Raw genomic sequence first — 23,071 nt, 5'->3', positions numbered from 1 at the left:
TCCAATTTTATCCGAATTGTCCAAGAAGCCATTTACTTCTATCGGGTAAACAAGCGGCCCAGGGAGGCGGTCATCAAGAGCCGCCGTAACACGAACGACAACAGAAGCGAGCCAGCCATGTCGGTACGGTCTAAGGTCATTGAAGCGATCCAGCAGATCGCCAAGGAGCAGCACGTCGCGCTTCCCGCACTCTCGGACGATCTGTCCCTGCACGAGACGGGCTTCGACTCGCTCGCCTTCGCCATCCTGGTGGCGCGCCTCGAGGACGAGACCGGCGTCGACCCCTTCACCATCTCCGAGGACGCAGCGTTCCCCGCCACCGTAGGCGATTTCGTGCGGGCCTACGAAAATGTCCCCGCGTGAGATCTTTGCGCTTCGCGACCATCTCGGCGCGGAGCTGACCGGCCGCACGCTGTCGGATGCGCACCATGTCGTGTCGCTGTCCGATATCCTGTCGCAGACGGTCCTGGGTGGCCGTCTGGGCGAGCTGTCCGGGCGCGCGGTGCTGCTGAAATTGTCCGACCAGCTCCGATCGGGCCTTGCCATGATCGAGCTCGACGGTATTGCCCGCCGCATGCTGCTGTGCCCGCCCGATCTCAATCCCGCGCATCTCGATGCGCTGATGTCGGATGCCGGGATCGATGCCGTCGTCACCGACGAGCCCGATCGCTGGGCCGAGACCGGCGTGCCGATGGTCGTCACCGCTCAACTGCCGCTTCAAGCCATGGCGCCGGCCAGGACCGAACGCGCCACGGAGTGGCTGATGCTCACTTCGGGCACGTCGGGCGTGCCGAAGATCGTCGGCCATACGCTGGAAGCGCTCACCGGCGCCATCGTCGCCGAAGGCCCGGCGCGTGGACCCGCGCCGGTATGGGCGACGTTCTACGACATCCGCCGCTATGGCGGCCTGCAGATATTCCTCCGCGCCATCCTCTCCGGCGGTTCGATGGTGCTGTCCGATCCGCATGAGGCGCTCGGCGATCACGTCACGCGGCTGAACGCGCGCGCCGTCTCCCACATCTCCGGCACGCCCTCGCACTGGCGCAAGCTGTTGATGAGCGGTGCGGCCGCGCAGTTCGCGCCGCGCTATGTCCGCCTCTCCGGCGAGATCGCCGATCAGGCGGTGCTGGACGGCCTGAAGGCGGCGTTCCCGAATTCCTCCGTTGGCCATGCCTATGCATCCACCGAGGCCGGCGTCGGCTTTGCCGTCAATGACGGGCTGGAAGGCTTTCCGGCCGACTATCTCGGCAACCGCAACGGCGTCGAGATGAAGGTCGTCGACGGCTCGCTACGTATCCGCTCGACGCGCACGGCGCACGCCTATATCGGCCGCGACGCGGCTGCGCTCACCGATGCAGACGGGTATGTCGACAGCGGCGATATCGTCGAATTGCGCGGCGACCGCTACTATTTCGTCGGCCGCCGCGGCGGCATCATCAATATTGGCGGGCTGAAGGTTCACCCCGAAGAGATCGAGGCGGTGATCAACCGTCATCCCGACGTGCGGATGTCGCGGGCGAAGTCACGCAAGAGCCCGATCACCGGCGGCATCGTCGTCGCCGACGTGATCCTCGCCGACGGCACCGATCCGGCGCGCGCGAAAGAGATCCGCGACCAGATCCTGGATCAGTGCCGCGCGCAGCTCGCGTCCCACAAGGTGCCGGCGGTGATCCGCTTCGTCGAGGCGCTCGACGTCACCCCGGCCGGCAAACTGGCGCGCACCGATGCATAATGTCCTCGTCACCGGCGGCAGCCGCGGCATCGGCCTTGCGATCGGCAGGCGGCTTGTCGATGCCGGCTACAACGTGATCGCGGCGGCGCGGCGCGAGAGCGACGAGCTCACGGCGGCGATCGCCGGGTCGGAAGGGCGCCTGCATTTCCGCGCCTGTGATCTCGCCGTGATCGACGCGATCCCGGCCTATGCCAAACTCGTGCGCGATGAATTCGGCCCGATCTACGGCCTCGTCAACAACGCCGGCCTCGGCACCGAAGGCCTGCTCGCGACCATGCACAATTCCGAGATCGAGGCGCTGGTACAGCTCAACGTGTTGTCGCCGATCATTCTCACCAAATATGTCGCACGCCAGATGATGGCCGACGGTGCCGGCCGCATCATCAACATCTCCTCGATCATCGCGACCACCGGCTATAACGGCCTCTCGGTTTACGGTGCGACCAAGGCCGCCGCCACAGGCTTCACCCGTTCGCTCGCGCGCGAGGTCGGCAAGCTCGGCATCACCGTGAACGCGATCGCGCCCGGTTTCATCGACACCGAGCTGACGCACAATCTCTCCGACGACAGCCGCAAGCGCATCGCCGGCCGCAGCGCGCTGCGCCGCCTGCCGGAGACCGACGACGTCGCTCGCATGGTGGAATATCTGCTGGGCGAGGGCGGTCGCAATGTGACGGGTACCGTGTTCACGGTCGACGCGGGCAACACGGCGTAAGCGGAACTCCATCGCCACAATTGCATTGATCCGGCGCAATGACATCATCCGGATTTGGTCGTAAGATGCCGCGCAATCGATTGGCTTACGTCAATCGATCTGCCCTAATCGATAGGGAGCAGTCCATGACCGCTTCGAGCCAGATCAAGGCGTCGGCAAAGCCATCTTGCGCACAGCAAAGCGACGTTCACAGCCAGGCCATTCACTGCCAACCGATGTCTCATCAAAATTCCGGTGATCACGGTTACGAAATGTATCCGCAGAAACTCGTGCGTCTGGTCGGCTGCCACGACGTACCCTCATCTGCGCTGCGCAAGTGCGAGGGCGAGAAGCTGCACTAGATATTCAGGTCCGGTGCTTCGGCAGGTCAATCCATTCGTGTGAGAACTCCGGCGGGCCGTCGGTCAGGCGGCGGATCCGGCGCTCGCGTTCGTCTTCAGACAGGGCGGGATCGAGCAGTCCCTCGAGTTCATGCACTGCGAGCTCTTCGATCCTGGTGGCATCCGAGGCGAGCGGGTGCCCTGGCCGGAGTGCCGGAGGCGCGACCTTCAGGCCCAGCTCGACCAGCGTGCGGATAGCATCGGAGCGCGACAGGTGATGGGTTTCGGCCCAGCTATCGACGGCTGCGGTCAGGCTTTCCGGCATCTTCACCGCGCTGATGGGATCACGCCCGGTGCGCCGGCGTACCGGAGCGATGGAGTCCTTCCCGTCGAAGTCGGACACGTCGATGTTCCCGCGCAACCATGTGAGATCATCGAGACTAGACGCCATTTGCGGCCCGCTGTTTGATGCCGATCAATGACCTTCTGTGGCATTGCAGCGCGCCCTCGTCTTGTTGTCCGGGTCCATTTCGGCCAATGGTTGCAAGAGCGCGCTCCCGGCGAACCCGAATCGATTCTGCTACGTATGTCTTTTGGACGTGCGTCCCAACCATCCGGCATCATCCGATGACATCAGCGTTCTATAGCGGCATTCCGGTCTTTCGCGGCTTCACCAGCCTGATGGACCCCGCTTTGTACTCGCCGCTGCCGGACGATTGGAGCATCGGCGTTGCCGACATCGTGGATTCCACTAAGGCCATCGCGGCGCAGCGCTACAAGGCGGTGAACATGGCCGGTGCCGCCGTGATCGCGGCCGTGACGAACGCATTGGAGGGACGCGAATTTCCCTTCGTGTTCGGCGGTGACGGCGCGAGTTTTGCGGTCGCGCCCCGCGATCTCGAGCCGGCCCGCGAGGCCTTGGCTGCGACCGCGACCTGGGTGCGGGAAGATCTCGATTTGGGGATGCGCGTCGCGCTGGTGCCGGTGAGCGCCATCCGCGCGCAGGGCCTCGACGTGCGCGTCGCGCGCTTTGGTCCGTCGGCCAATTTGTCTTATGCGATGTTTTCTGGCGGCGGGCTCGCCTGGGCCGACGCCGCGATGAAGCGCGGCGAGTTTGCGATCACCGAAGCGCCCGCGGGCACGCAGCCCGATCTCTCCGGCCTGTCCTGCCGCTTCGAGGTCATTCCGGCTGCGCGCGGCCTGATCCTGTCCGTGCTGGTGATGCCGACCCAGGACGCCGATCCCTCGGCATTCCGCAAGGTGATCGAGGACATCATCCATCTCGTCGAGCGCAGCCCGGATGCCGGTCGGCCCGTGCCGCCGCAAGGGCCGCCGCTGACATGGCCGCCGCAGGGGCTGGACTATGAGGCGCGCACCAAGCGCGGAGGTCCGTTGCTCGCACGCCGCGCCAGCGTGCTGGCCTATACGCTGTTCGTCTATCTGATCATGCGCTTCGATCTCAAGGTCGGCGGCTTCGTGCCGAAGCTTTATAAGCGGCAGGTCGTGGAGAACTCCGACTTCCGAAAATACGACGACGGCCTGCGCATGATCCTCGACTGTACGCCGGAGCTCGAGCGTGCCCTCAGCGATCGCCTCGCGACTGCCGCGCGCGACGGCATCGTGCGTTACGGGCTCCACCAGCAGGACGCCGCGATGATGACCTGCTTCACCCCGTCGGCGCTGCGCAGCGACCACGTCCATTTCATCGACGGCGCGCGGGGCGGCTACGCCTCGGCGGCGACGGCGCTGAAGGCAATGATGGCGTGAAGCGCTAGCGCCCCGCGCGGGTCCACGTTTCGCCGCCGCAGAGCGCGCCGACGCAGCCTTCGACCCGCAGCGAATCCGCTGATGTCACCGTAACGCTGCTCGCATAGGTGCTGCCGTCGTCGGCATTGTAGATCTGGCCCGACCATTTGTTCGGCCCGGAAGGCTGCATGCCGCTGAACAACGGCAAGCCGATCATCGGGCGCCTGGCGAGGGCGGGATTGGGATTTTTGCTGTCGGTGGCGGGCTGGCCGGTCGCGGTGTCGTGGGGTTCACGCAGCCAGACGACGTTGCCGCAGATGCCGCCGCCGCATTTGCTGATCTTGACGCGGGCATCGCCGGCCTGGGTCAGCCAGGTCCCGTCGGCGCTCTGCGCATGGGCGGCAGTCGCGCCAAGGAGCGCAGCCAGAAGGACGATGAGAGCAGCGAATCTGGAAGTCATGGAGAGAGCCCCGAAGTGGAGCGCCTCCATAGCAGCCTAGCAGGATAGTGCAACGCTGGATGGAATCACATTCCCGCGTTTATTTGCCTGCGTGCATTGACCTGTGCTCATTTGCCCCAGCGCACCAAGGCGACCGAGGCCGCGGTCGAAAGCCCGAACACCGCCATGGCGCCGCCAACCAGCGCGAACAGGGTCCAGGCCGGAGCCTGCGCCATCATGAGGGTGCCGCCGCCGATTGCGACGATCAGAAGCCGCGCGGTGGAGGCGAGCACGGGACCGCCGACGCGCGCCGCGCCTTGCGAGGAGAAATAAAGCGACACGCCGATGCCGAAGAACACGAAGGTCGGGCCCGCCCAATGGAAATAGCTGTGCGCGGCGGCGGCAACGCCGGGATCCCTGGTGAAGAGCGAAACCCACAGGGATGGATCGAGCGCGATGACGACGCCGATCAGGCCAACCGTGATTCCCGAGGCCGCGGCGGCGGTCCAGGCCACGCGCCGCGCGCGCTTCACCTGTCCGGCGCCCATCGCCATGCCGACCATCGGCACCGAGGCGATGCCGAAGGCGAAGGTGATCGGGATCAGCAGGAATTCCAGCCGCGAGCCGATGCCATAGCCGGCCAGCATCTCGGTGCCGAAGGTCGCCAGGATCTTGGTGAAGATCAAAATGGTGAGCACGGTCTGGAGCGGCGACAGGCAGGCGACCGCGCCGACCTTGAGGATGTCGAAGAACAACGCGCGATCGAAATGGAACGCGCGGAAATCCAGCGGCAGCCGGCTGCGGCCGGACCAGAGATACCAGAGGAAAAAGATCGCGGCACAGGTGAACGCGATCAACTGACCGGCGGCGACACCGGGCATGCCGAATTGCGGCACACCGAACAGGCCGAGCCCCAGCGTGCCGCCGAGCGCGATCTGGAGCACGCTCGTCCCGATCAGCGCCATCGAGGGCAGACGCATGTCGCCGGTGCCGCGGATCACCGAGGCCAGCGTGTTGACGAGCCAGATCGCGACCGCGCCGGAGAACAGCATTTGCGAATAGCCGCTGGCTTCCTCGAGCACGCGCTCGCGCCCGCCCAGCAGCGTGAAGAACGAGCGGCCGAAGACGAGCATCGTCACCGTGAAAAAAAGCCCGCCGCAGAGGCCGATGATGGCGGCATGCAGCGCCAGCGTCGCCGCTCGGGTCCTGTCGCCTGCGCCGAGCGCGCGGCTGATCGCAGACGAGACGCCGCCGCCCATCGCGCCTGCGCTCATCATCTGCGTCAGCATGGCGAACGGAAACACCAGCGCGATCGCTGCGAGCGGGATCGTGCCGAGCCGGCCGATATAGGAGGTCTCGGCGATCGCAACCAGCGTGCTGCCGACCATCGCGATCATGTTGGGGATCGCAAGCCGCAGCAGTGTCGGCAGGATCGGTGCCGTCAGCAAGCTGGCGATGGGGGAGGCGACCGGGGCAGGCGGCGGCACGGCGTCCAGGGAGGCGTCGATCGTCATGTGTCACCGCGCGGAATATTGGATGATGATCGACATATTATATGGCGTGCAGCCCCGGCACCAGCCGCGCCTCACGCAGGGCTCACCAGGGCAGGCCGCAGAGGTCGATGGTGCCCAGCGTCGGCGCGCTGACGATGTTGCAGACATAGGGCGCCATGTGGGTGAAGCGGATCCGCCCCTCCGGCTGCTCGCAATGGACCTCGCCCTTGAAGGGGAGCCAGCTGCGGGCCTGGTAAAAGGCGACATTGTGCGGCTCGCAGAGCAGCAGCGCGAAGCGGACCGCCTCGTTGGCGCGCATGGTATGCACCGCGGCATCGATCGCCATGGTCGCATAGCCGCGGCCGCGCCGGTCCTCCCGCGTGCAGACTCCGCCGATGCCGCCGATGTGAACCTTCTGCCCATTCCAGGTGACGGTGCGGAAGTAGATGCCGACATGGCAGACGAGACCATCCTCGGGCGTCTCGATCAGCACGCGCAGGTCGGCATTGGCCCATTTGACGTGAGCCCAGGGCTGCTTCCCGACGATATCAGGTCCGAAGACCGCCTGATGCAGTGGCTCCGCCATCCGCCAGGACGCGTCGCCGTTCAAAATGTCGATCTCGATGCTCATCGCTCTCTCTTCCGCATCTCCGCGCCGTCGGTGCGTTTCGTTCTGCCATAAGCACCTCAAAGGCAATGATATTTTACGGCCTGGTTGAAACGCCGACATCCTTGCGACGATTTTATGCAATCCGGCCAAGCCGCCGCACCACGCCTTTTGCAAAATTCGCGGTATTTAACGGCCACGGAACCTTCTATAAGGGGTGACCGTTAAGTCTCGTTCCCCCATCAGTCGCGGACAACACCCATGACCTTTACGCTGCCCCCACTCCCCTACGCCTATGACGCCCTCGGACAATTCATGTCGAAGGAAACGCTCGAATTCCACCACGACAAGCATCATCAGGCCTATGTCACCAACGGCAACAACGCGCTCAAGGGCACCGAATGGGAAGGCAAGTCCCTTGAGGAGATCGTCAAGGGCTCGTTCGGCAAGAACCCCGCGGTGTTCAACAATGCCGGCCAGCACTACAACCACATCCATTTCTGGAGCTGGATGAAGCCCAATGGCGGCGGCACCAAGCTGCCGGGCAAGCTCGAGAAGAAGATCAACGAGGACCTCGGCGGCTTCGAGAAGTTCAAGACGGACTTCCAGGCGGCCGGCGTCGGCCAGTTCGGCTCCGGCTGGTGCTGGCTCCAGGTCAAGAACGGCAAGCTCGAGATTGCCAAGACCCCGAACGGCGAGAATCCGCTGGTGCACGGCGCCACCCCGATCCTCGGCTGCGACGTCTGGGAGCACTCCTACTACATCGACTATCGCAACCGCCGTCCCGATTATCTGAAGGCGTTTGTCGAGAACCTCGTGAACTGGGAATACGTCGAGTCCCTGTTCGACAAGGCCTGAGTTAAGCCTCATCGGAATAGCGAAAGGCGGTCGCATGCGCGGCCGCCTTTTTGCTGTGCGGAATTCGCACTTCACCTCGCATGGCCCTGCGCGAGGTGCGCATCGCTCCCGTCATCGTACTGTTTGCATCGCATCCGCGGCGCCCTTAATCAGGACGGGCATCACCCTCGAGCCGAACGCGCCCGTTGTCAGAACCTTCCCCGAAAGACCCGGCGCCCGCCGAGGACGCGGACTCCGAGCCGCGGCCGGGTCGCGTGCGCAAGCCGATCGGCTGGTCGACCATCATCATCGCAGCGCTGGTGGCGGTGAGCGCGGGTCTGGTCTGGCGGCGTGACGGCACCGACGGTGTTCTCGACATACTGACTCACGATCTCTCGCTGTTCGGCGGCATCCTGCCGCGCGTGCTCGCCGGTTGCCTGCTCGGCGCGTTCATCTCCGAGATCCTGCCGCACGAAAAAGTCTCGCGTGCGCTCGGGCCGAAATCGGGCCTGAAAGGCCTTCTGATCGGCACCGCATTCGGCGCGATCCTGCCCGGCGGTCCCTTCACCGCCTATCCCGTGGCGAGTGCGCTGCTCGCGGTCGGCGCCGATTTCGGTGCCACCATCGCCATGGTCGTGAGCTGGACCTTGATCGGCTATGGCCGGGCCGTGGCCTGGGAGATCCCGATCATGGGCACCGACTTCACGCTGTGGCGCATCGTCATCTCGCTGCCGTTGCCGGTGCTCGCAGGCGCGCTCGGCCGCTTCGTCTACGTCCGGCTTTATCCGAAGCCGGCCATCAAGGACGACGAGAATTGAGCGCCGCGCTTCTGATCGACATCCTGTTGTGGGGCTCGGTGTTCGGCGTTGGCCTGATCGCCTTTCGCCGCGGCCCACCGGTGTTCAAGGCCTCGCTGCGCGAAGGCTCGATGGACTTCATCAACATCGTGCCGCGGATCGCGCTGGGGGTGATCGGCTCCGGCTACATCGCTGCCATCATCCCGCAGGAGGTGATCAGCGGCTGGCTCGGCCCGGATAGCGGCTGGCTTGGGGTCGCGACTGCCGTGGTCGCCGGGGCCGCGACCCCCGGCGGCCCGGTGATCGGGTTCTCCATCGGTACGGTGGCGCTGAAATCGGGCGGTGGGGTGCCGCAGGTGGTGGCCTACGTCGTCGCCTGGGCGCTGTTTGCCTTCCAGCGGGTGATTTTGTGGGAGATTCCGTTCATGCCGGCCCGTTTCGTCTGGTTCCGCTGTGCGGTTTCGGTGCCGTTCCCGTTCGTCGCCGCCGCCATCGCCATGGTGATCGGCAAGCCCTGAGCCCGGCGTGGACAGGGGTAATGTTATAATATAACGTTTCGGCATGGTTCCCGCCGCGTCCCCAGCCCATCAACACGACCATGCTCATGGCCATTCCCATGATCACGGGCATTCGCACGGACACGATCACACCCACGCACATGTCCACGGTGCGGCCTCTCCGCATCCGGCTCAGGCGGCGCACTGGTCGATCCTGCGCATGACGATGGCCGCCCGCCTCGCGGCCGCGCTCGCGGTCTGCGCCGTGCTTTGGGGCGTGGTCTTCCTGGCGATGAGGTGACCATGGCGGCGCTGCATTTCCACAACGTCACGCTTGGCTATGACCGTCATCCGGCCGTGCACCACCTCAATGGTGAGGTCGCCCCCGGCGCGCTGTTGGCCGTGATCGGCCCGAACGGCGCCGGGAAGTCGACCCTGCTGCGGGGCATCGTCGGCATCCTCAGGCCGCTCGACGGCAGCATCCATCTCGGCGGGCTCGACAGCCGCGATATCGCCTATCTGCCGCAGAGCGCGGAGATCGACCGCAGCTTCCCGATCTCGGTGCTGGACTTCGTTGCAACCGGGCTGTGGCGCGGGACCGGCCTGTTCGGCGGCATCGGCAAGGCGGCGCGCGAAAAAATCCTCCGCGCGATCGCTTCCGTCGGCCTCAACGGCTTTGAGAACCGCCCGATCGGCACGCTCTCGGGCGGCCAGATGCAGCGCGTGCTGTTCGCGCGCGTACTGCTCCAGGACACGCGGCTGATCGTGCTCGACGAGCCCTTCAACGCCATCGACAGCAAGACCACGGCCGATCTGCTGACGCTGGTGAAGCACTGGCACGGCGAGGGCCGCACAGTGCTCGCCGCACTGCACGACATGGAGATGGTGCGCACCCATTTCAGCGAGACGCTGGTGCTGGCGCGCGGCCCTGTGGCGTGGGGGCCGACGGCGGAGGTGCTGACGCCGGAAAACCTGATGGTCGCAATGCGGATGTGCGAAGCCTTCGACGACAGCGCCGCCGCCTGCTCGGCCGATGATGCCCGCTCACGGGCGGCTTGATATCCGATGCTCTATGACGCGCTGATCGGCCCGTTCACCGAATTCGAGTTCATGCGACGTGCGCTCGCGGCCGTTATCGCGCTGTCGCTCGCGGGTGCGCCGATCGGCGTGTTCCTGATGTTGCGGCGGATGAGCCTGGTCGGCGACGCCATGGCACATGCAATCCTCCCCGGCGCCGCTGTCGGTTTCCTGCTCTCCGGTCTTAATCTGTTCGCGATGACGGCCGGAGGCCTGATCGCAGGTTTTGCCGTCGCAATCCTCGCAGGCCTCGTCGCGCGATCGACCGGGTTGAAGGAGGATGCCTCGCTCGCGACTTTCTATCTGGCATCGCTGGCGCTGGGCGTGACCATCGTCTCGATCAAGGGCACCAATATCGACCTGCTGCACGTGCTGTTCGGCAATATTCTCGCGATGGACGACCAGACGCTGCTGGTCGTCGCATTCAACGCCACGGTGACGCTGCTGGTGCTCGCGGTGATCTATCGTCCGCTGGTGATCGAGAGTGTCGACCCCTTGTTCTTGCGCACCGTGAGCCGGGCGGGCGGCCCTGCGCATCTCGCTTTCCTCGCGCTGGTCGTGATCAACCTCGTCAACGGCTTTCAGGCGCTCGGCACGCTGCTCGCGGTCGGTCTGATGATCCTCCCGGCCGGCATCGCGCGGTTCTGGTCGCGCGATCTCACCGTCATGATCTGCATCGCGGTCGTCGCTGCCGCCGTCTCCGGCTATGCAGGCCTCGTGCTGTCGTTCCAGACCCGTGTGCCCTCGGGCCCTGCGGTCATTCTGGTGGCGAGCGCGCTCTACACCGTCTCGGTCATGTTCGGCCGGGTCGGCGGCGTCGTCAGGCAGCTGTTTCCCGGCCGGCATCTGGAAGCGTGACAGCGATGCGGCGCATCCTGCTTTGTGTGCTTTTGCTGATTGCCTCGCCGCTGCACGCCGCGGAGCAGCTGAAGGTCGTCGCGAGCTTCTCGATTCTGGCCGATTTCGTCCGCAATGTCGGCGGCGACCGGGTCAATCTGACGACGCTGGTCGGGGCCGACAGTGACGTCCACGTCTACACGCCCGCGCCAAGCGATGCGAAGCGGATCGCGGACGCAAAGCTCGTCATCGTCAACGGGCTTGGTCTCGAGGGTTGGCTGCCACGGCTCGTGCAGTCCTCTGGATCCAAGGCGCAGGTGATCACCGCGAGCGCCGGCATCGCACCCCTCAAGCTCGGCTCGGCCGCTGACCCGCATGGCTGGCAGTCCGTCCCCAACGCCAAAATCTACGTCACCGACATCGCCGATGCGCTGGCCGCGGCCGACCCAGATGATGCGGAGTTCTTCCGCGCCCACGCCAAGGCCTATCTGGAAAGGCTCGAAACGCTCGACCGCGAGGTCCGCGAAGCCGTGGTCAAGATCCCGCCGGAGCGGCGCAAGGTGATCTCGACCCATGACGCCTTCGGCTATTTCGCCGCCGAATACGGCGTCCAGTTCATCGCACCGCTCGGCGTCTCCACGGAAACCGAGCCCAGCGCGCGGGACATCGCCACCATCATCGGCCAGATCAAGGCCCAAAAAATCCCGGCCGTGTTCCTGGAAAATATCAGCGACGACCGGCTGATCCGGCGGATCGCGGCGGAGACCGGCTCAAAAGTCGGCGGGACCCTGATTTCGGACGGTTTGACCGGCGAAAAGGGGCCTGCACCCACTTACATTGATATGGTCAGGCACAATATAAAGGCCCTGACCAGCGCGCTTGACCACTAGGGCAGGGGCCACCCCGCCTCGCGTCGCGCGAAAAGCCCGAAGTCCGGAGTTGTTATGTCTGAAGCGACCGCCCCAAAAATTCCCGTGACCGTCCTGACCGGCTATCTCGGTGCCGGCAAGACCACGCTGTTGAACCGCATCCTGTCGGAAAACCACGGCAAGAAATACGCCGTCATCGTCAACGAATTCGGCGAGATCGGCATCGACAACGACCTCATCATCGGCGCCGATGAGGAAGTGTTCGAGATGAACAACGGCTGCATCTGCTGCACCGTGCGCGGCGATCTCGTGCGCATCATGGAAGGCCTGATGAAGCGCAAGGGCAAGTTCGACGCCATCATCGTCGAGACCACCGGTCTTGCCGATCCGGCACCGGTGGCCCAGACCTTCTTCGTCGACGAGGACGTGCAGAAGAACGCGCGCCTTGACGCGGTCGTGACGGTTGCGGACGCAAAATGGCTGTCCGACCGTCTCAAGGATGCACCCGAGGCCAAGAACCAGATCGCCTTTGCCGACGTCATCGTGCTGAACAAGACTGATCTTGTCACCAAGGGCGAGCTTGCCGAGGTCGAGGCTCGCATCCGCGCCATCAATCCCTATGCGAAGCTGCATCGCACCGAGCGCTGCTCGGTGGCTTTGGCGGACGTGCTCGACCGCGGCGCCTTCGATCTCGACCGCATCCTCGACATCGAGCCGGACTTCCTGAATGCCGAGGATCATGACCACGACCATGATCATCATCACCATGGTCACGACCATCATCACGATCATGATCACGGCCACGGCCTGAAGCACTATCATGACGAGGACATGCAATCGCTGTCGCTCAAGACCGACAAGCCGCTCGATCCGAACGTGTTCATGCCCTGGCTCCAGAACCTGGTGCAAGTCGAGGGCGGCAAGATCCTGCGCTCCAAGGGCATCCTCGCCTTCCACGACGACGACGACCGCTACGTCTTCCAGGGCGTGCATATGATGCTGGAGGGCAACCACCAGCGGAAGTGGAAGGATGGCGAGCCGCGCGAGAGCCGCCTCGTCTTCATCGGCCGCGAATTGCCGCAAGACCTCATTCGCCAAGGTTTTGAGAGCTGCATCGTCTCGTGATGAAAGAGTTTACGCCGCCCGCCGATTCCGCCTCGATCGTCTCCGTCACCGAGCGCGTCAAACCGCTTGCGCTCGGCATGGTCGTGACCTCCGTGCATTTCCTTGGGCCCCGCGCTGCCTTCGTCGGCGGCGAGGAGAACGTTGCGTTCGTGGATGGTCAGGGCGAGATCAGCAAGGTCGCCGTGCATAGCGGCGGCATTCTCTCGGCCGCCTCCGATGGCAAGCGCCTCGTGATGGGCGGCGACGATGGAAAAGTCGTATCGCTCGACGCCAAGGGCGAGGTGACGCTGCTTGCGACCGACCCGAAGCGGCGCTGGATCGATGCGGTGGCGCTGCATCCGGACGGTGCCTACGCCTGGTCGGCCGGCAAGACCGCGTTCTTCAAGAGCGGCAAGAGCGAGGAGAAGTCGCTCGATGTGCCCTCGACCGTCGGCGGCCTTGCGTTTGCGCCGAAGGGCCAGCGTCTCGCGATCGCCCATTACAACGGCGCGACGCTGTGGTTTCCCAACATGGCGGGATCGGCCGAATTCCTGCCCTGGGCCGGCTCCCATCTCGGCGTCACCTTCAGCCCGGACAACAAATTCCTGGTCACCACGATGCACGAATCGGCGCTGCACGGCTGGCGGCTTGCCGACAACAGGCACATGCGCATGACCGGCTATCCCGGCCGCGTCCGCTCGATGTCCTGGAGCGCGGGCGGCAAGGGGCTCGCGACGTCGGGCGCCGACACCGTCATCATATGGCCGTTCGCCAGCAAGGACGGCCCGATGGGCAAGGAGCCTGCGATGCTCGCGCCGCTGCAGGCGCGCGTGTCGGTCGTTGCCTGCCATCCCAGGAACGACATCTTCGCCGCCGGCTACAGCGACGGCACCGTGCTGATGGTGCGTCTGGAGGACGGCGCCGAGATCCTCGTCCGCCGCAACGGCACCCCGCCGGTGGCCGCGATCGCCTGGAACGCCAAGGGGACGCTGCTGGCGTTCGCCGACGAAAATGGCGACGGCGGCCTGCTCGAGCTTTAATCTGTCATCGTTCCGACCGTAGATGGGGCCATGCGGTTTCTGACGACCTTCCAGATCGCTGATTTTGCGGACACGCTGGTCAGCCTGTTCACGGCCTTCGTGCTGGGCACGCTGATCGGGGCTGAGCGGCAGTACCGGCAGCGCACCGCGGGCCTGCGTACCAACGTGCTGGTCGCGGTCGGCGCCGCCGCCTTCGTCGATCTCGCCATGCACCTGACCGGCGCCGACGGCGCGGTGCGGGTGATCTCCTACGTCGTCTCAGGCATCGGCTTCCTCGGCGCCGGCGTCATCATGAAGCAGGGCATGGACGTGCGCGGGCTCAATACCGCGGCGACGCTGTGGGCTTCGGCCGCGGTCGGCTCCTGCGCCGGCGCCGACATGGTCGCGCAGGCCGCGGCGCTCACCGTCTTCGTCATTGCCGGCAACACCATGCTGCGGCCACTGGTCAACGCCATCAACCGCATCCCTCTCAACGAGAAGACCTCCGAGGCGACCTATTACTTCAAGCTCGCGGTCGCATCGGACGCCTTGCCCGACATGCGTGACCGGCTGGTCGAGAAGCTCGAGAGCGCAAAATATCTGGTGGCCGATATCGAAATGGTCGAAACCGGGGATGATCTGATCGAGATCGTGGCAAAGCTGGTCGCGAGCGCCGTCGATCCAAACGAGCTGAATGCAGTGGCGACCGATCTCCAGCACCTGCCCGGCGTCCGCCACGCCACCTGGGAAGTCAGCACCACGGACTGAGCGCGGCGATTGGGCGCGCTGGCGTCGAGTTCCCGCCACCGCGGGCAGGGAACCGTGGACCGGCGATTTCGTTGATCCCACGGACAAAGGCGGTGATCGACATGCCCGGCCAATATGACAAGCGCAGACTGAAACTCGACCTGATGGTTGCCTGCTCGCTGTTCGCGGCAGGCGTCGTGGTGTCAGGCATGTCGCTGGCGCAAATCCGCGCCGAGACCCGGATGCAGACGGCCCAGGCGACGCAACCGCTTCAGGGCACGCCGTCCGACGATCAGAACAAGCCCGCGGAAGCCAAGCCCGGCGGCGACCGGCCGACCACGCCGGCCCCGGAGCCCGCGCGGCCCGACCCGCAGACGCAAGGCGCTGCGGGCGCGGCTAAACCAGCATTGCCGCCAGCGCCAGCCGAGAAGATCGCGCCTCCGATCGAGAGGAAGTAGCTAGCTGCCAGTTGTGGCGTCATGGCCGGGCTTGTCCCGGCCATCCACGTTCTTGGAGTCGCGAGACAATTGCGTGTATGCCCGGGACAAGTCCTGGCATGACGGCACAATCACCGCACCAGAACATTCCGGAACTGCCACGGATCGCTGGTGTCGATATCTTCCGGAAACAGTCCCGGACGATCCGTGAGCGGCGTCCAGTCGGTGTAGAAACCCTTCACCGGGCCGAGATACGGCAACTGGATTTCCAGCAGACGGTCGAAATCCATCTCGTCGGCTTCGACGATGCCTTCCTTCGGGTTTTCCAGCGCCCACACCATGCCGCCGAGCACGGCGGAGGTCACTTGCAGGCCGGTGGCGTTCTGATAGGGCGCGAGCTTGCGGGTCTCTTCGATGGAGAGCTGCGAGCCGTACCAATAGGCATTGTTGTCGTGGCCGAACAGCAGCACGCCGAGTTCGTCGATACCGTCGACGATCTCGTTCTCGTCGAGGATGTGATGCTTTTCCTGCATCTTCGCGGCGCGGCCGAACATTTCGTGCAGCGACAGCACGGCATCGTCTGCCGGATGATAGGCGTAGTGGCAGGTCGGCCGGTAGACCGCGGTGCCCGATGCATCGCGCACCGTGAAGTAATCGGCGATCGAGATCGACTCATTGTGGGTGACGAGGAAGCCGTACTGCGCGCCGCGGGTCGGGCACCATGTGCGCACGCGCGTGTTGGCGCCGGGCTGCATCAGATAGATGGCGGCGCCGCAGCCGGCTTCGTGAGTCCGCGCATTCTCGGGCATCCAGTTTTCATGGGTGCCCCAGCCGAGCTCGGAGGGCTGCACGCCTTCCGACAGGAAACCTTCCACCGACCAGGTGTTGACGAAGACATCGGGCTCTTTCGGCTTCTTGGAGCGCTGGGTGTCGCGTTCAGCGATGTGGATGCCCTTGATGCCGGCCTGCCGCATCAAGTCCGCCCATTCGGCTTTGGTCTTCGGCTTGGGGGCATTGAGCTTCAGATCGGCGGCGACGTTGAGCAGCGCTTGCTTGACGAAAAACGAGACCATGCCGGGATTGGCGCCACAGCAGGAGACGGCCGTCGTCGAGCCTGCGGGGCGCGCCTTCTTGGCGGCCAGCGTCGCTTCGCGAAGGGCGTAGTTGGAGCGCGCCTCCGGGCCCTTCGACGAATCGAAATAGAAGCCGAGCCAGGGCTCGTTGACGGTGTCGATATAGAGAGCGCCGAGCTCGTTGCAGAGCTCCATGATGTCGGTGGAGCCGGTGTCGACCGAGAGATTGACGCAAAAGCCCTGGCCGCCGCCCTCAGTGAGCAGCGGGGTCAGCAACTCCCGATAATTGTCCTTGGTCACGCCCTTCTGGATGAAGCGCACATTGTGCTTCTCGCAATGGGCCTTGCGACCCTCGTCCTTCGGATCAATCACGGTGATGCGCGACTTGTCGTAATCGAGATGCCGCTCGATCAGCGGCAGCGTGCCTTTGCCGATGGAGCCGAAGCCGACCATGACGATGGGACCAGTGATCTTCGCGTAGATCTGCGAGGCGGGGCTCATGGGATGGTTTCTCCGGAACGTGCTGGCGAACAAATGGTGAGGGATGGCTCAGGCGCTGCGGCGCTTGGCAGTGGCTTCGATCTCGACCTTCATCTCGGGCTTGTAGAGCGCCGAGACGACCAGAAGCGTGGCGGCCGGGCGGATCTCGCCGAGGACTTCGCCGCAGACCGCGAAATGCGCGTCCGCATCCTTGATGTCGGTGAGGTAGTAGGTCACGCGGACGATATCGGCCATCTCGAAGCCGCCCTCCTTCAGGGCAGCTTCGATGGTCTTGAAGCAGTTGCGTGACTGGCTCGTGACATCGGCCGGCATGGTCATCGTGGTGTAGTCGTAACCGGTGGTTCCCGCGACGAAGGCGAACTCGCCGTCGATCACGGCTCGGCTGTAGCCGGCGGTTTTCTCGAACGGGGAGCCGGTGGAAATCAGGCGGCGGGACATGGTCGTGGGCCTCGACTGAAGGGGGCGTTTGGCGGGTTAAAGGGCGTTTCTCAGGCCCGCGCAACCCTAAAGCAAAGGGTCGCGCGAGCATCTCCGCTCGCCGCGGCTTTGGTCATCGCCATCATGGCAATCCCTTACGCCGCGCGCGCCTCGAGGCCGCGAACTACCCTCCGTTTGGGTAGGGCCGCGCCAGTCGGGACGATCATCCCCTCGGCGCCATCCAGCGCACCGGCATGGAATTCGATCGCCAGCAGGCGGTCGCGCTCGAACGGGCCGGGCAGCGACAGCTCGCCGGTCTTCTCAGGCGAGAAGCCGAAGCGGGCGTAATAAGGGGCATCGCCGAGCAGGATCACGGCGGAATGCCCGCGCGCCCGGGCGGCAGCCAGCGCTTGTTGCATCAGCGCGGCGCCGATCCCGAGCTCGCGGCAGGCAGGGTCCACCGCCAGCGGTCCGAGGACCAGAGCGGGCCTGCCTCCGGCGCTGACGTGCCACAGCCGCACGGTTCCCACGAGCTTCCCCTCGCGCATCGCGGCCAGCGCGAGGCCGGCTGCGGGTGCGCGTCCGTCACGCAGGCGCTGGCAGGTGCGGCCATGGCGGTTATCGCCAAAGGACGCATCGAGCAGCGCTTCACGCATCGCAACGTCGCCAGCACGCTCCGCACGGATCGCGAACGGAGCGGCTTTCGAGGTGGGGTTAATCTGTGTCTTCCGAAGAGCAGTCATGGCGCGTCAGTCCCCGCTTGAAACCGACGTGCGCAAAGCACGCCGGTCCAAGGCGTCGTCAGATCGAAATGTCAGGGAGGAGCCGGCAAGCCGGCTCCCGGGTTCGTCAGGCCTCGGAAAAAGAGGCGATCAGATATGGTAGGTCTTCAGCGGCGGGATGCCATTGAACGCCACCGCCGAGTAGGTCGACGTATAGGCCCCGGTGCCTTCGATCAGCAGCTTGTCGCCGATCTCGAGCGTCACCGGAAGCGGATACGGGTTCTTCTCGTACAGCACGTCGGCGCTGTCGCAGGTTGGCCCAGCGAGCACGCACGGCGTCATGTCCGCGCCGTCATGCGGGGTGCGGATGGCGTAGCGGATCGACTCGTCCATGGTCTCGGCGAGACCACCGAACTTGCCGATGTCCAGATAGACCCAGCGCACCTCGTCCTCGTCGCTCTTCTTCGAGATGAGCACGACTTCGGACTCGATGATGCCGGCGTTGCCCACCATGCCGCGGCCCGGCTCGATGATGGTCTCCGGAATCTGGTTGCCGAAGTGCTTGCGCAGCGCGCGGAAGATCGAGCGCCCGTAGGTCACCACCGGCGGTACGTCCTTCAGGTACTTGGTCGGGAAACCGCCGCCCATGTTGACCATGGTCAGGTTGATGCCGCGCTCGGCGCAGTCACGGAACACCTGCGAGGCCATCGCCAGCGCACGGTCCCACGCCTTCACCTTGCGCTGCTGCGAGCCGACATGGAAGGAGATGCCGCATGGCTCCAGGCCCAGACGCTTGGCAACGTCGAGCACGTCGACGGCCATCTCCGGGTCGCAGCCGAACTTGCGCGACAGCGGCCATTCGGCACCGGCGCAGTCATAGAGGATGCGGCAGAACACCTTCGCGCCGGGCGCGGCACGGGCGACCTTCTCGACCTCGGCGACGCAATCGACCGCGAACAGCCGAATGCCGAGCGCGAAGGCGCGCGCGATGTCGCGCTCCTTCTTGATCGTGTTGCCGAAGGAGATGCGGTCGGGCGTCGCACCGGCGGCCAGCGCCATCTCGATCTCGGCGACCGTCGCGGTGTCGAAGCAGGAGCCCATGGAGGCGAGCAAAGCCAGCACTTCCGGCGCCGGGTTCGCCTTGACGGCATAGAACACGCGGCTGTCGGGCAGCGCCTTGGCAAAGGTCTGGTAATTGTCGCGCACGACTTCGAGGTCGACGACGAGGCAAGGCTCGGTGTCGAGGCCCTCGCTGCGGCGGTTGCGCAGGAATTCCTGGATACGATCGGTCATAGCACTCTCCCAAACGGCCCAGCGACGGGGATCCGTTCAAAAAATGACGTCGGATAAGAGCACTCCGGCCAGATCGCGCGATGGAGGCGCGACGAGCCAAAGACTCACATCAGACTGTGCTGCCGTGGATTGGTTGGGAATGTTCCCGCCCGCACACCTGGCAATGAAGGACAAGCCTTTTCAGTAGCCCGCGCCGGCGTTGGACTGCCGGTAGAGACCAAAAAAGCCCGATCCGTCGTTGCTTTAAGTCGCGTCCCCCGTTGAGAGCGGGGTGCGCCGGTTCGCCTCCGGCTGCCAGTCACGGTTGCAAAGAGCAAAGTCACCTTCGACAAGGCATCTCTTTGAGAGAGATGCTGGACGCTCCGGGTTTGCTTTCGTCTTCCGGCTATGAGCCTTCCGACTTCCACACTTCCGAAGAGCCCCTCGGCTTCTTCACCCCTTGGCGGCTGTCCGGCCTCTTGTCCGGATACCTACCGACTGACACACGACCACAGGCACGTGCGAAATTGGGCAATCCGCACATAAGTGTTTTGACTCTGCTTCGCAAGAGATTTTTTAGACTGCGAACAGAATTGCCTAACATCTGCTTGCGCAGTGTTGCGCGAGCGACGCGGAAGATGAACGCGCGTTAAGTTTTCTGTGCGGCGCGCGTCACTTGCGCGCCTGCGCGCTTCAGCCGCGCTTCGTGAACGGCTCGACGCGTTGAGCGGCGCGGATGAAGGCCGTCATGACGAGCACGCCGAGTGCAAACAGCGCGGCCTGAAGGATGTGCGTGCCCTGCTCGCCCAGCCCGAACAGGATCGCGAGCGCCCAGCCGCCGGCAAACGCCGCGCCAAACACCTCGGCGCCGATCAGGATGGCGGCGCTGATGACGGTGATGACGCTCGGCCAGACGATCCGACGGGAAGACGAGGAGGTCGCGTTCATGAGCTCAGGGGTCCTAGGCTTGGAGGGCCGCAATCTCCCCGAAAAGGCAGCCGGGAGCAAGGGCAAATGGCCCAAAAAAGCCCCATCGCGTGCTATAGCTGGCCGCAACAATCGAGCCACAAATCGGGACTTGTAATGTCAGAACCCCGCCAAACTACGGACTCCGAGACCAACCCGCTGCTGAAGGCGTGGGTGACGCCGTTTGCGACCCCGCCCTTCGACGAGATCAAGCCGGAGCACTTCCTCCCGGCCTTCGAGCAGGCCTTCGCCGACCACTCCGCCGAGATCGCAGCGATTACCAACGACCCGACCGCGGCCGACTTCGCTAACACCATCACGGCGCTGGAGCGCTCGGGCAAGCTGCTCAGCAAGGTCGCGTCGGTCTTCTACGACCTCGTCTCGGCGCATTCCAACCCGGCCATCCTGGAGATCGACAAGGAGGTTTCCTTGCGGATGGCGCGGCACTGGAATCCGATCATGATGAACGCCGTGCTGTTTGGCCGCATCGCCCAGCTGCACGAGAACCGCGCCAATCTCGGTCTGACACCGGAACAGCTCCGCCTGCTCGAGCGCACCTACACCCGTTTCCACCGCTCCGGCGCCGGCCTCTCCGAAGAGGCCAAGACGCGGATGGCGGAGATCAACGAGAGACTCGCCCAGCTCGGCACCAGCTTCAGCCATCATCTGCTCGGCGACGAGCAGGAATGGTTCATGGAGCTCGGCGAAGCCGACCGCCAGGGCCTGCCGGAAAGTTTTGTCGCCAGCGCCAAGGCTGCGGCAGAAGAACGCGGCATGGCTGGCAAGGCCATCGTCACCCTGTCGCGCTCCTCGGTCGAACAGTTCCTGAAGAGCTCGGCACGGCGTGACCTGCGCGAGAAGGCCTACAAGGCCTTCACCGCGCGGGGCGACAACGGCAATTCCAACGACAACAACGCGACCATCGTCGAGGTCCTGAAGCTGCGTGAGGAGAGCGCCAATCTCCTGGGCTACCCGACCTTCGCGGCCTACCGGCTCGAGGATTCCATGGCCAAGACGCCGGAAGCGGTGCGCGGCCTTCTGGAGCGGGTCTGGAAGCCGGCGCGGGCGCGGGCCCTCGCCGACCGCGACGACATGCAGGCGCTGATCACCGAGGAGGGCGGCAATTTCAAGCTCGCCCCCTGGGACTGGCGCTTCTATGCCGAAAAGCTGCGCCTTCAGCGCGCCAATTTCGACGACGCCGCGATCAAGCCGTATCTCGCGCTCGATCACATGATCGCCGCCGCGTTCGACTGCGCCACGCGCCTGTTCGGCGTCACCTTCGAGGAGCGCAAGGACGTGCCGGTCTGGCATCCGGACGTCCGGGTTTGGGAGATGAAGGGGCGGGACGGCAAGCACAAGGCGCTGTTCTATGGCGACTACTTCGCCCGGCCGTCGAAGCGCTCCGGGGCCTGGATGACCTCGCTGCGCGACCAGCAGAAGCTCGACGGCGAGGTCGCGCCGCTGATCCTCAACATCTGCAACTTCTCCAAGGGCGCGGATGGGGAACCCTCGCTGCTGTCGCCCGACGATGCCCGCACCCTGTTCCACGAGTTCGGCCACGGCCTGCACGGCATGCTCTCCAACGTGACCTATCCGTCGCTGTCGGGCACCTCCGTGTTCACCGACTTCGTCGAATTGCCCTCGCAGCTCTACGAGCACTGGCAGGAGCGGCCGGAGGTGCTGCAGCAGTTCGCACGCCACTACCAGACCGGCGAGCCGCTGCCGGACGATCTGCTGCAACGTTTCCTGGCCGCACGAAAATTCAACCAGGGTTTTGCCACCGTCGAGTTCGTCTCCTCGGCGCTGATCGATCTCGAATTCCACACCCAGCCGGCCTCCGCCGCGCAGGATGTCCGCGCCTTCGAGAGACGCGAGCTGGAAAAGATCGGCATGCCCGAGGAGATCTCGCTGCGTCACCGTCCCACGCAATTCGGTCACATCTTCACCGGCGATCATTATGCGGCCGGCTATTACAGCTACATGTGGTCGGAGGTGATGGACGCCGACGCCTTCGGCGCGTTCGAGGAAGCCGGCGACATCTTCGATCCCGCCGTCGCAAAGCGCCTGCACGACGACATCTACTCGAGCGGTGGATCGGTCGATCCGGAAGCCGCCTACGAGGCCTTCCGCGGCCGGCCGCCGGAGCCCGACGCGCTGCTGCGCCGCCGCGGCCTGCTCGACGCTCCGAAGGCGGCCTGATCGGCATGCGCGCCCTGTTCGGGCTGCTGCTCGCTGTCGCCCTGTCGCTCGCATCAGGCGCGGCGTGGGCGCATCCGCATGTCTGGATCACCGCGACCAGTGAACTGCTCTATAGTGGGGACGGCACCATCACCGGCGTGCGCCACGCCTGGACCTTTGACGACATGTTCTCGGCCTATGCGGTGCAGGGGCTCGAGAGCAAGGCCAAGGGCGCCTACACCCGCGAGGAGCTGGGTCCACTGGCGCAGACCAATGTCGAGTCGCTGAAGGAATACGCCTACTTCACCTTCGCGCGAGCCGACGGCAAGAAGGAGCGATTCCAGGAGCCGGTCGACTACTTTCTCGACTACAAGGATACGGTCCTGACCCTGCACTTCACGCTGCCCCTGAAGAACCCGGTCAAGCCCAAGCAATTGGTGCTCGAAGTGTTCGACCGCTCCTTTTTCATCGACTTCCAGATGGCCAAGGACAATCCGGTCAGGCTGGTCGGCGCGCCCGCCGGCTGCCAGATGAAACTTGAACGGCCGAGCGACGGCACCGCGACCGCGCAGAAGCTCAACGAGCAGACGTTCATGAACGGCGAGAATTCTAATTTCGGCATGATGTTCGCCAACAAGATCACGGTGGATTGCCCTTGAATCCGCAACT

Annotated in this window: 27 protein-coding genes; 18 read left to right on the top strand and 9 right to left on the bottom strand. The window is 64.8% G+C overall.

Going from position 1 to position 23,071, the window contains the following annotated elements; translation table 11 throughout:
* Positions 1-117 precede the first annotated feature (117 nt).
* The 4 genes from AC0L3J_RS12925 (at position 118) to AC0L3J_RS12910 (ending at position 2,788) form a co-directional block, all read left to right on the top strand.
* Positions 118-363: an acyl carrier protein gene (locus tag AC0L3J_RS12925; RefSeq protein ID WP_007597226.1), complete on the top strand. Its 246-nt coding sequence runs from the start codon at positions 118-120 to the stop codon at positions 361-363.
* On the top strand, positions 350-1,732 hold the full coding sequence (locus tag AC0L3J_RS12920; RefSeq protein WP_473347231.1) for a class I adenylate-forming enzyme family protein: 1,383 nt from the start codon (positions 350-352) through the stop codon (positions 1,730-1,732). The genes AC0L3J_RS12925 and AC0L3J_RS12920 overlap by 14 nt, the downstream gene beginning before the upstream one ends.
* Positions 1,725-2,447, top strand: a complete 723-nt coding sequence (locus AC0L3J_RS12915; protein WP_473347230.1) for an SDR family NAD(P)-dependent oxidoreductase — start codon at positions 1,725-1,727, stop codon at positions 2,445-2,447. Before AC0L3J_RS12920 ends, AC0L3J_RS12915 begins: the two co-directional genes overlap by 8 nt.
* Positions 2,448-2,572: 125 nt before the next feature.
* On the top strand, positions 2,573-2,788 hold the full coding sequence (locus AC0L3J_RS12910; protein WP_473347229.1) for a hypothetical protein: 216 nt from the start codon (positions 2,573-2,575) through the stop codon (positions 2,786-2,788).
* A 4-nt stretch (positions 2,789-2,792) separates the two neighbouring features.
* On the opposite strand, the gene AC0L3J_RS12905 is transcribed toward AC0L3J_RS12910, so the two are convergent.
* Positions 2,793-3,218: a ribbon-helix-helix domain-containing protein gene (locus AC0L3J_RS12905; RefSeq protein WP_473347228.1), complete on the bottom strand. Its 426-nt coding sequence runs from the start codon at positions 3,216-3,218 to the stop codon at positions 2,793-2,795.
* A gap of 176 nt (positions 3,219-3,394) precedes the next feature.
* On the opposite strand from AC0L3J_RS12905, the gene AC0L3J_RS12900 reads away from it, so the two are divergent.
* Positions 3,395-4,534, top strand: coding sequence for a DUF3095 domain-containing protein (locus tag AC0L3J_RS12900; protein ID WP_473347227.1), 1,140 nt, complete (start codon positions 3,395-3,397; stop codon positions 4,532-4,534).
* 4 nt (positions 4,535-4,538) lie between these two features.
* On the opposite strand, the gene AC0L3J_RS12895 is transcribed toward AC0L3J_RS12900, so the two are convergent.
* From AC0L3J_RS12895 to AC0L3J_RS12885, 3 genes are all read right to left on the bottom strand, one after another.
* Positions 4,539-4,973 (bottom strand): DUF2147 domain-containing protein, encoded by a 435-nt coding sequence (locus tag AC0L3J_RS12895; protein ID WP_247462933.1) that lies wholly within the window; start codon positions 4,971-4,973, stop codon positions 4,539-4,541.
* A 107-nt stretch (positions 4,974-5,080) separates the two neighbouring features.
* Positions 5,081-6,466, bottom strand: coding sequence for an MATE family efflux transporter (locus tag AC0L3J_RS12890; RefSeq protein ID WP_473347226.1), 1,386 nt, complete (start codon positions 6,464-6,466; stop codon positions 5,081-5,083).
* 82 nt (positions 6,467-6,548) lie between these two features.
* The gene (locus tag AC0L3J_RS12885; protein ID WP_473347225.1) at positions 6,549-7,076 is read right to left on the bottom strand and encodes a GNAT family N-acetyltransferase; all 528 of its coding nucleotides are present in this window, start codon (positions 7,074-7,076) and stop codon (positions 6,549-6,551) included.
* Positions 7,077-7,313: 237 nt separating this feature from the next.
* Here AC0L3J_RS12885 and AC0L3J_RS12880 point away from each other — a divergent pair, with 237 nt between their 5' ends.
* The 11 genes from AC0L3J_RS12880 to AC0L3J_RS12830 all read left to right on the top strand — a co-directional run bounded on the left by AC0L3J_RS12880 (position 7,314) and on the right by AC0L3J_RS12830 (position 15,294).
* Positions 7,314-7,910, top strand: a complete 597-nt coding sequence (locus AC0L3J_RS12880) for a superoxide dismutase (RefSeq protein WP_211381291.1) — start codon at positions 7,314-7,316, stop codon at positions 7,908-7,910.
* Between the two features lie 185 nt (positions 7,911-8,095).
* The gene (locus AC0L3J_RS12875; protein WP_027514083.1) at positions 8,096-8,707 is read left to right on the top strand and encodes a permease; all 612 of its coding nucleotides are present in this window, start codon (positions 8,096-8,098) and stop codon (positions 8,705-8,707) included.
* The gene (locus AC0L3J_RS12870; protein WP_148775145.1) at positions 8,704-9,204 is read left to right on the top strand and encodes a hypothetical protein; all 501 of its coding nucleotides are present in this window, start codon (positions 8,704-8,706) and stop codon (positions 9,202-9,204) included. Before AC0L3J_RS12875 ends, AC0L3J_RS12870 begins: the two co-directional genes overlap by 4 nt.
* 43 nt (positions 9,205-9,247) lie before the next feature.
* Positions 9,248-9,484, top strand: coding sequence for a hypothetical protein (locus AC0L3J_RS12865; protein ID WP_473347224.1), 237 nt, complete (start codon positions 9,248-9,250; stop codon positions 9,482-9,484).
* A gap of 2 nt (positions 9,485-9,486) precedes the next feature.
* Entirely contained in the window at positions 9,487-10,242 is a 756-nt protein-coding gene (locus tag AC0L3J_RS12860; protein WP_473347223.1) for a metal ABC transporter ATP-binding protein, read from the top strand.
* A gap of 6 nt (positions 10,243-10,248) precedes the next feature.
* The gene (locus tag AC0L3J_RS12855; protein ID WP_473347222.1) at positions 10,249-11,118 is read left to right on the top strand and encodes a metal ABC transporter permease; all 870 of its coding nucleotides are present in this window, start codon (positions 10,249-10,251) and stop codon (positions 11,116-11,118) included.
* Between the two features lie 5 nt (positions 11,119-11,123).
* Complete coding sequence (locus tag AC0L3J_RS12850) at positions 11,124-11,987, top strand: metal ABC transporter solute-binding protein, Zn/Mn family (RefSeq protein ID WP_473347221.1); 864 nt, start codon at positions 11,124-11,126, stop codon at positions 11,985-11,987.
* A 54-nt stretch (positions 11,988-12,041) separates the two neighbouring features.
* Positions 12,042-13,091 (top strand): CobW family GTP-binding protein, encoded by a 1,050-nt coding sequence (locus AC0L3J_RS12845; protein ID WP_007615189.1) that lies wholly within the window; start codon positions 12,042-12,044, stop codon positions 13,089-13,091.
* Entirely contained in the window at positions 13,091-14,110 is a 1,020-nt protein-coding gene (locus tag AC0L3J_RS12840) for a WD40 repeat domain-containing protein (RefSeq protein WP_473347318.1), read from the top strand. Before AC0L3J_RS12845 ends, AC0L3J_RS12840 begins: the two co-directional genes overlap by 1 nt.
* Positions 14,111-14,140: 30 nt before the next feature.
* A complete protein-coding gene (locus AC0L3J_RS12835) occupies positions 14,141-14,857 on the top strand; it encodes an MgtC/SapB family protein (RefSeq protein WP_027565549.1) in 717 nt (238 codons plus the stop codon).
* A 101-nt stretch (positions 14,858-14,958) separates the two neighbouring features.
* Positions 14,959-15,294: a hypothetical protein gene (locus AC0L3J_RS12830; protein ID WP_007597175.1), complete on the top strand. Its 336-nt coding sequence runs from the start codon at positions 14,959-14,961 to the stop codon at positions 15,292-15,294.
* 110 nt (positions 15,295-15,404) lie between these two features.
* On the opposite strand, the gene AC0L3J_RS12825 is transcribed toward AC0L3J_RS12830, so the two are convergent.
* From AC0L3J_RS12825 to AC0L3J_RS12805, 5 genes are all read right to left on the bottom strand, one after another.
* Positions 15,405-16,847 (bottom strand): homospermidine synthase, encoded by a 1,443-nt coding sequence (locus AC0L3J_RS12825; RefSeq protein WP_473347220.1) that lies wholly within the window; start codon positions 16,845-16,847, stop codon positions 15,405-15,407.
* Between the two features lie 48 nt (positions 16,848-16,895).
* Entirely contained in the window at positions 16,896-17,285 is a 390-nt protein-coding gene (locus AC0L3J_RS12820) for a RidA family protein (protein WP_456767605.1), read from the bottom strand.
* A gap of 134 nt (positions 17,286-17,419) precedes the next feature.
* Positions 17,420-18,007: a GNAT family N-acetyltransferase gene (locus AC0L3J_RS12815; protein ID WP_473347219.1), complete on the bottom strand. Its 588-nt coding sequence runs from the start codon at positions 18,005-18,007 to the stop codon at positions 17,420-17,422.
* Between the two features lie 129 nt (positions 18,008-18,136).
* The gene (locus AC0L3J_RS12810; protein WP_354171485.1) at positions 18,137-19,279 is read right to left on the bottom strand and encodes a type III PLP-dependent enzyme; all 1,143 of its coding nucleotides are present in this window, start codon (positions 19,277-19,279) and stop codon (positions 18,137-18,139) included.
* A gap of 672 nt (positions 19,280-19,951) precedes the next feature.
* Positions 19,952-20,206, bottom strand: a complete 255-nt coding sequence (locus AC0L3J_RS12805; RefSeq protein WP_007597166.1) for a hypothetical protein — start codon at positions 20,204-20,206, stop codon at positions 19,952-19,954.
* A 135-nt stretch (positions 20,207-20,341) separates the two neighbouring features.
* Here AC0L3J_RS12805 and AC0L3J_RS12800 point away from each other — a divergent pair, with 135 nt between their 5' ends.
* Positions 20,342-22,423: a M3 family metallopeptidase gene (locus AC0L3J_RS12800; RefSeq protein ID WP_473347218.1), complete on the top strand. Its 2,082-nt coding sequence runs from the start codon at positions 20,342-20,344 to the stop codon at positions 22,421-22,423.
* Positions 22,423-23,061 (top strand): DUF1007 family protein, encoded by a 639-nt coding sequence (locus tag AC0L3J_RS12795; RefSeq protein WP_473347317.1) that lies wholly within the window; start codon positions 22,423-22,425, stop codon positions 23,059-23,061. The genes AC0L3J_RS12800 and AC0L3J_RS12795 overlap by 1 nt, the downstream gene beginning before the upstream one ends.
* The last annotated feature ends 10 nt before the right edge of the window (positions 23,062-23,071 follow it).

Source organism: Bradyrhizobium sp. Kon37, from assembly GCF_055807535.1.
Note: the sequence above shows the minus strand (reverse complement) of the source record. Positions and strands in the feature narration are given on the sequence as shown.

Bases quoted from the DNA above. Each gene is read 5' to 3' on its own strand.
- AC0L3J_RS12865 (WP_473347224.1), top strand. From the start codon at position 9,248: ATGGTTCCCGCCGCGTCCCCAGCCCATCAACACGACCATGCTCATGGC.
- AC0L3J_RS12835 (WP_027565549.1), top strand. From the start codon at position 14,141: ATGCGGTTTCTGACGACCTTCCAGATCGCTGATTTTGCGGACACGCTG.
- AC0L3J_RS12820 (WP_456767605.1), bottom strand. From the start codon at position 17,285: ATGTCCCGCCGCCTGATTTCCACCGGCTCCCCGTTCGAGAAAACCGCC.
- AC0L3J_RS12925 (WP_007597226.1), top strand. From the start codon at position 118: ATGTCGGTACGGTCTAAGGTCATTGAAGCGATCCAGCAGATCGCCAAG.
- AC0L3J_RS12830 (WP_007597175.1), top strand. From the start codon at position 14,959: ATGCCCGGCCAATATGACAAGCGCAGACTGAAACTCGACCTGATGGTT.
- AC0L3J_RS12845 (WP_007615189.1), top strand. From the start codon at position 12,042: ATGTCTGAAGCGACCGCCCCAAAAATTCCCGTGACCGTCCTGACCGGC.
- AC0L3J_RS12805 (WP_007597166.1), bottom strand. From the start codon at position 20,206: ATGAACGCGACCTCCTCGTCTTCCCGTCGGATCGTCTGGCCGAGCGTC.
- AC0L3J_RS12905 (WP_473347228.1), bottom strand. From the start codon at position 3,218: ATGGCGTCTAGTCTCGATGATCTCACATGGTTGCGCGGGAACATCGAC.
- AC0L3J_RS12855 (WP_473347222.1), top strand. From the start codon at position 10,249: ATGCTCTATGACGCGCTGATCGGCCCGTTCACCGAATTCGAGTTCATG.
- AC0L3J_RS12890 (WP_473347226.1), bottom strand. From the start codon at position 6,466: ATGACGATCGACGCCTCCCTGGACGCCGTGCCGCCGCCTGCCCCGGTC.
- AC0L3J_RS12885 (WP_473347225.1), bottom strand. From the start codon at position 7,076: ATGAGCATCGAGATCGACATTTTGAACGGCGACGCGTCCTGGCGGATG.
- AC0L3J_RS12815 (WP_473347219.1), bottom strand. From the start codon at position 18,007: ATGACTGCTCTTCGGAAGACACAGATTAACCCCACCTCGAAAGCCGCT.
- AC0L3J_RS12825 (WP_473347220.1), bottom strand. From the start codon at position 16,847: ATGAGCCCCGCCTCGCAGATCTACGCGAAGATCACTGGTCCCATCGTC.
- AC0L3J_RS12850 (WP_473347221.1), top strand. From the start codon at position 11,124: ATGCGGCGCATCCTGCTTTGTGTGCTTTTGCTGATTGCCTCGCCGCTG.
- AC0L3J_RS12900 (WP_473347227.1), top strand. From the start codon at position 3,395: ATGACATCAGCGTTCTATAGCGGCATTCCGGTCTTTCGCGGCTTCACC.
- AC0L3J_RS12810 (WP_354171485.1), bottom strand. From the start codon at position 19,279: ATGACCGATCGTATCCAGGAATTCCTGCGCAACCGCCGCAGCGAGGGC.
- AC0L3J_RS12880 (WP_211381291.1), top strand. From the start codon at position 7,314: ATGACCTTTACGCTGCCCCCACTCCCCTACGCCTATGACGCCCTCGGA.
- AC0L3J_RS12840 (WP_473347318.1), top strand. From the start codon at position 13,091: ATGAAAGAGTTTACGCCGCCCGCCGATTCCGCCTCGATCGTCTCCGTC.
- AC0L3J_RS12920 (WP_473347231.1), top strand. From the start codon at position 350: ATGTCCCCGCGTGAGATCTTTGCGCTTCGCGACCATCTCGGCGCGGAG.
- AC0L3J_RS12895 (WP_247462933.1), bottom strand. From the start codon at position 4,973: ATGACTTCCAGATTCGCTGCTCTCATCGTCCTTCTGGCTGCGCTCCTT.
- AC0L3J_RS12910 (WP_473347229.1), top strand. From the start codon at position 2,573: ATGACCGCTTCGAGCCAGATCAAGGCGTCGGCAAAGCCATCTTGCGCA.
- AC0L3J_RS12860 (WP_473347223.1), top strand. From the start codon at position 9,487: ATGGCGGCGCTGCATTTCCACAACGTCACGCTTGGCTATGACCGTCAT.
- AC0L3J_RS12800 (WP_473347218.1), top strand. From the start codon at position 20,342: ATGTCAGAACCCCGCCAAACTACGGACTCCGAGACCAACCCGCTGCTG.
- AC0L3J_RS12915 (WP_473347230.1), top strand. From the start codon at position 1,725: ATGCATAATGTCCTCGTCACCGGCGGCAGCCGCGGCATCGGCCTTGCG.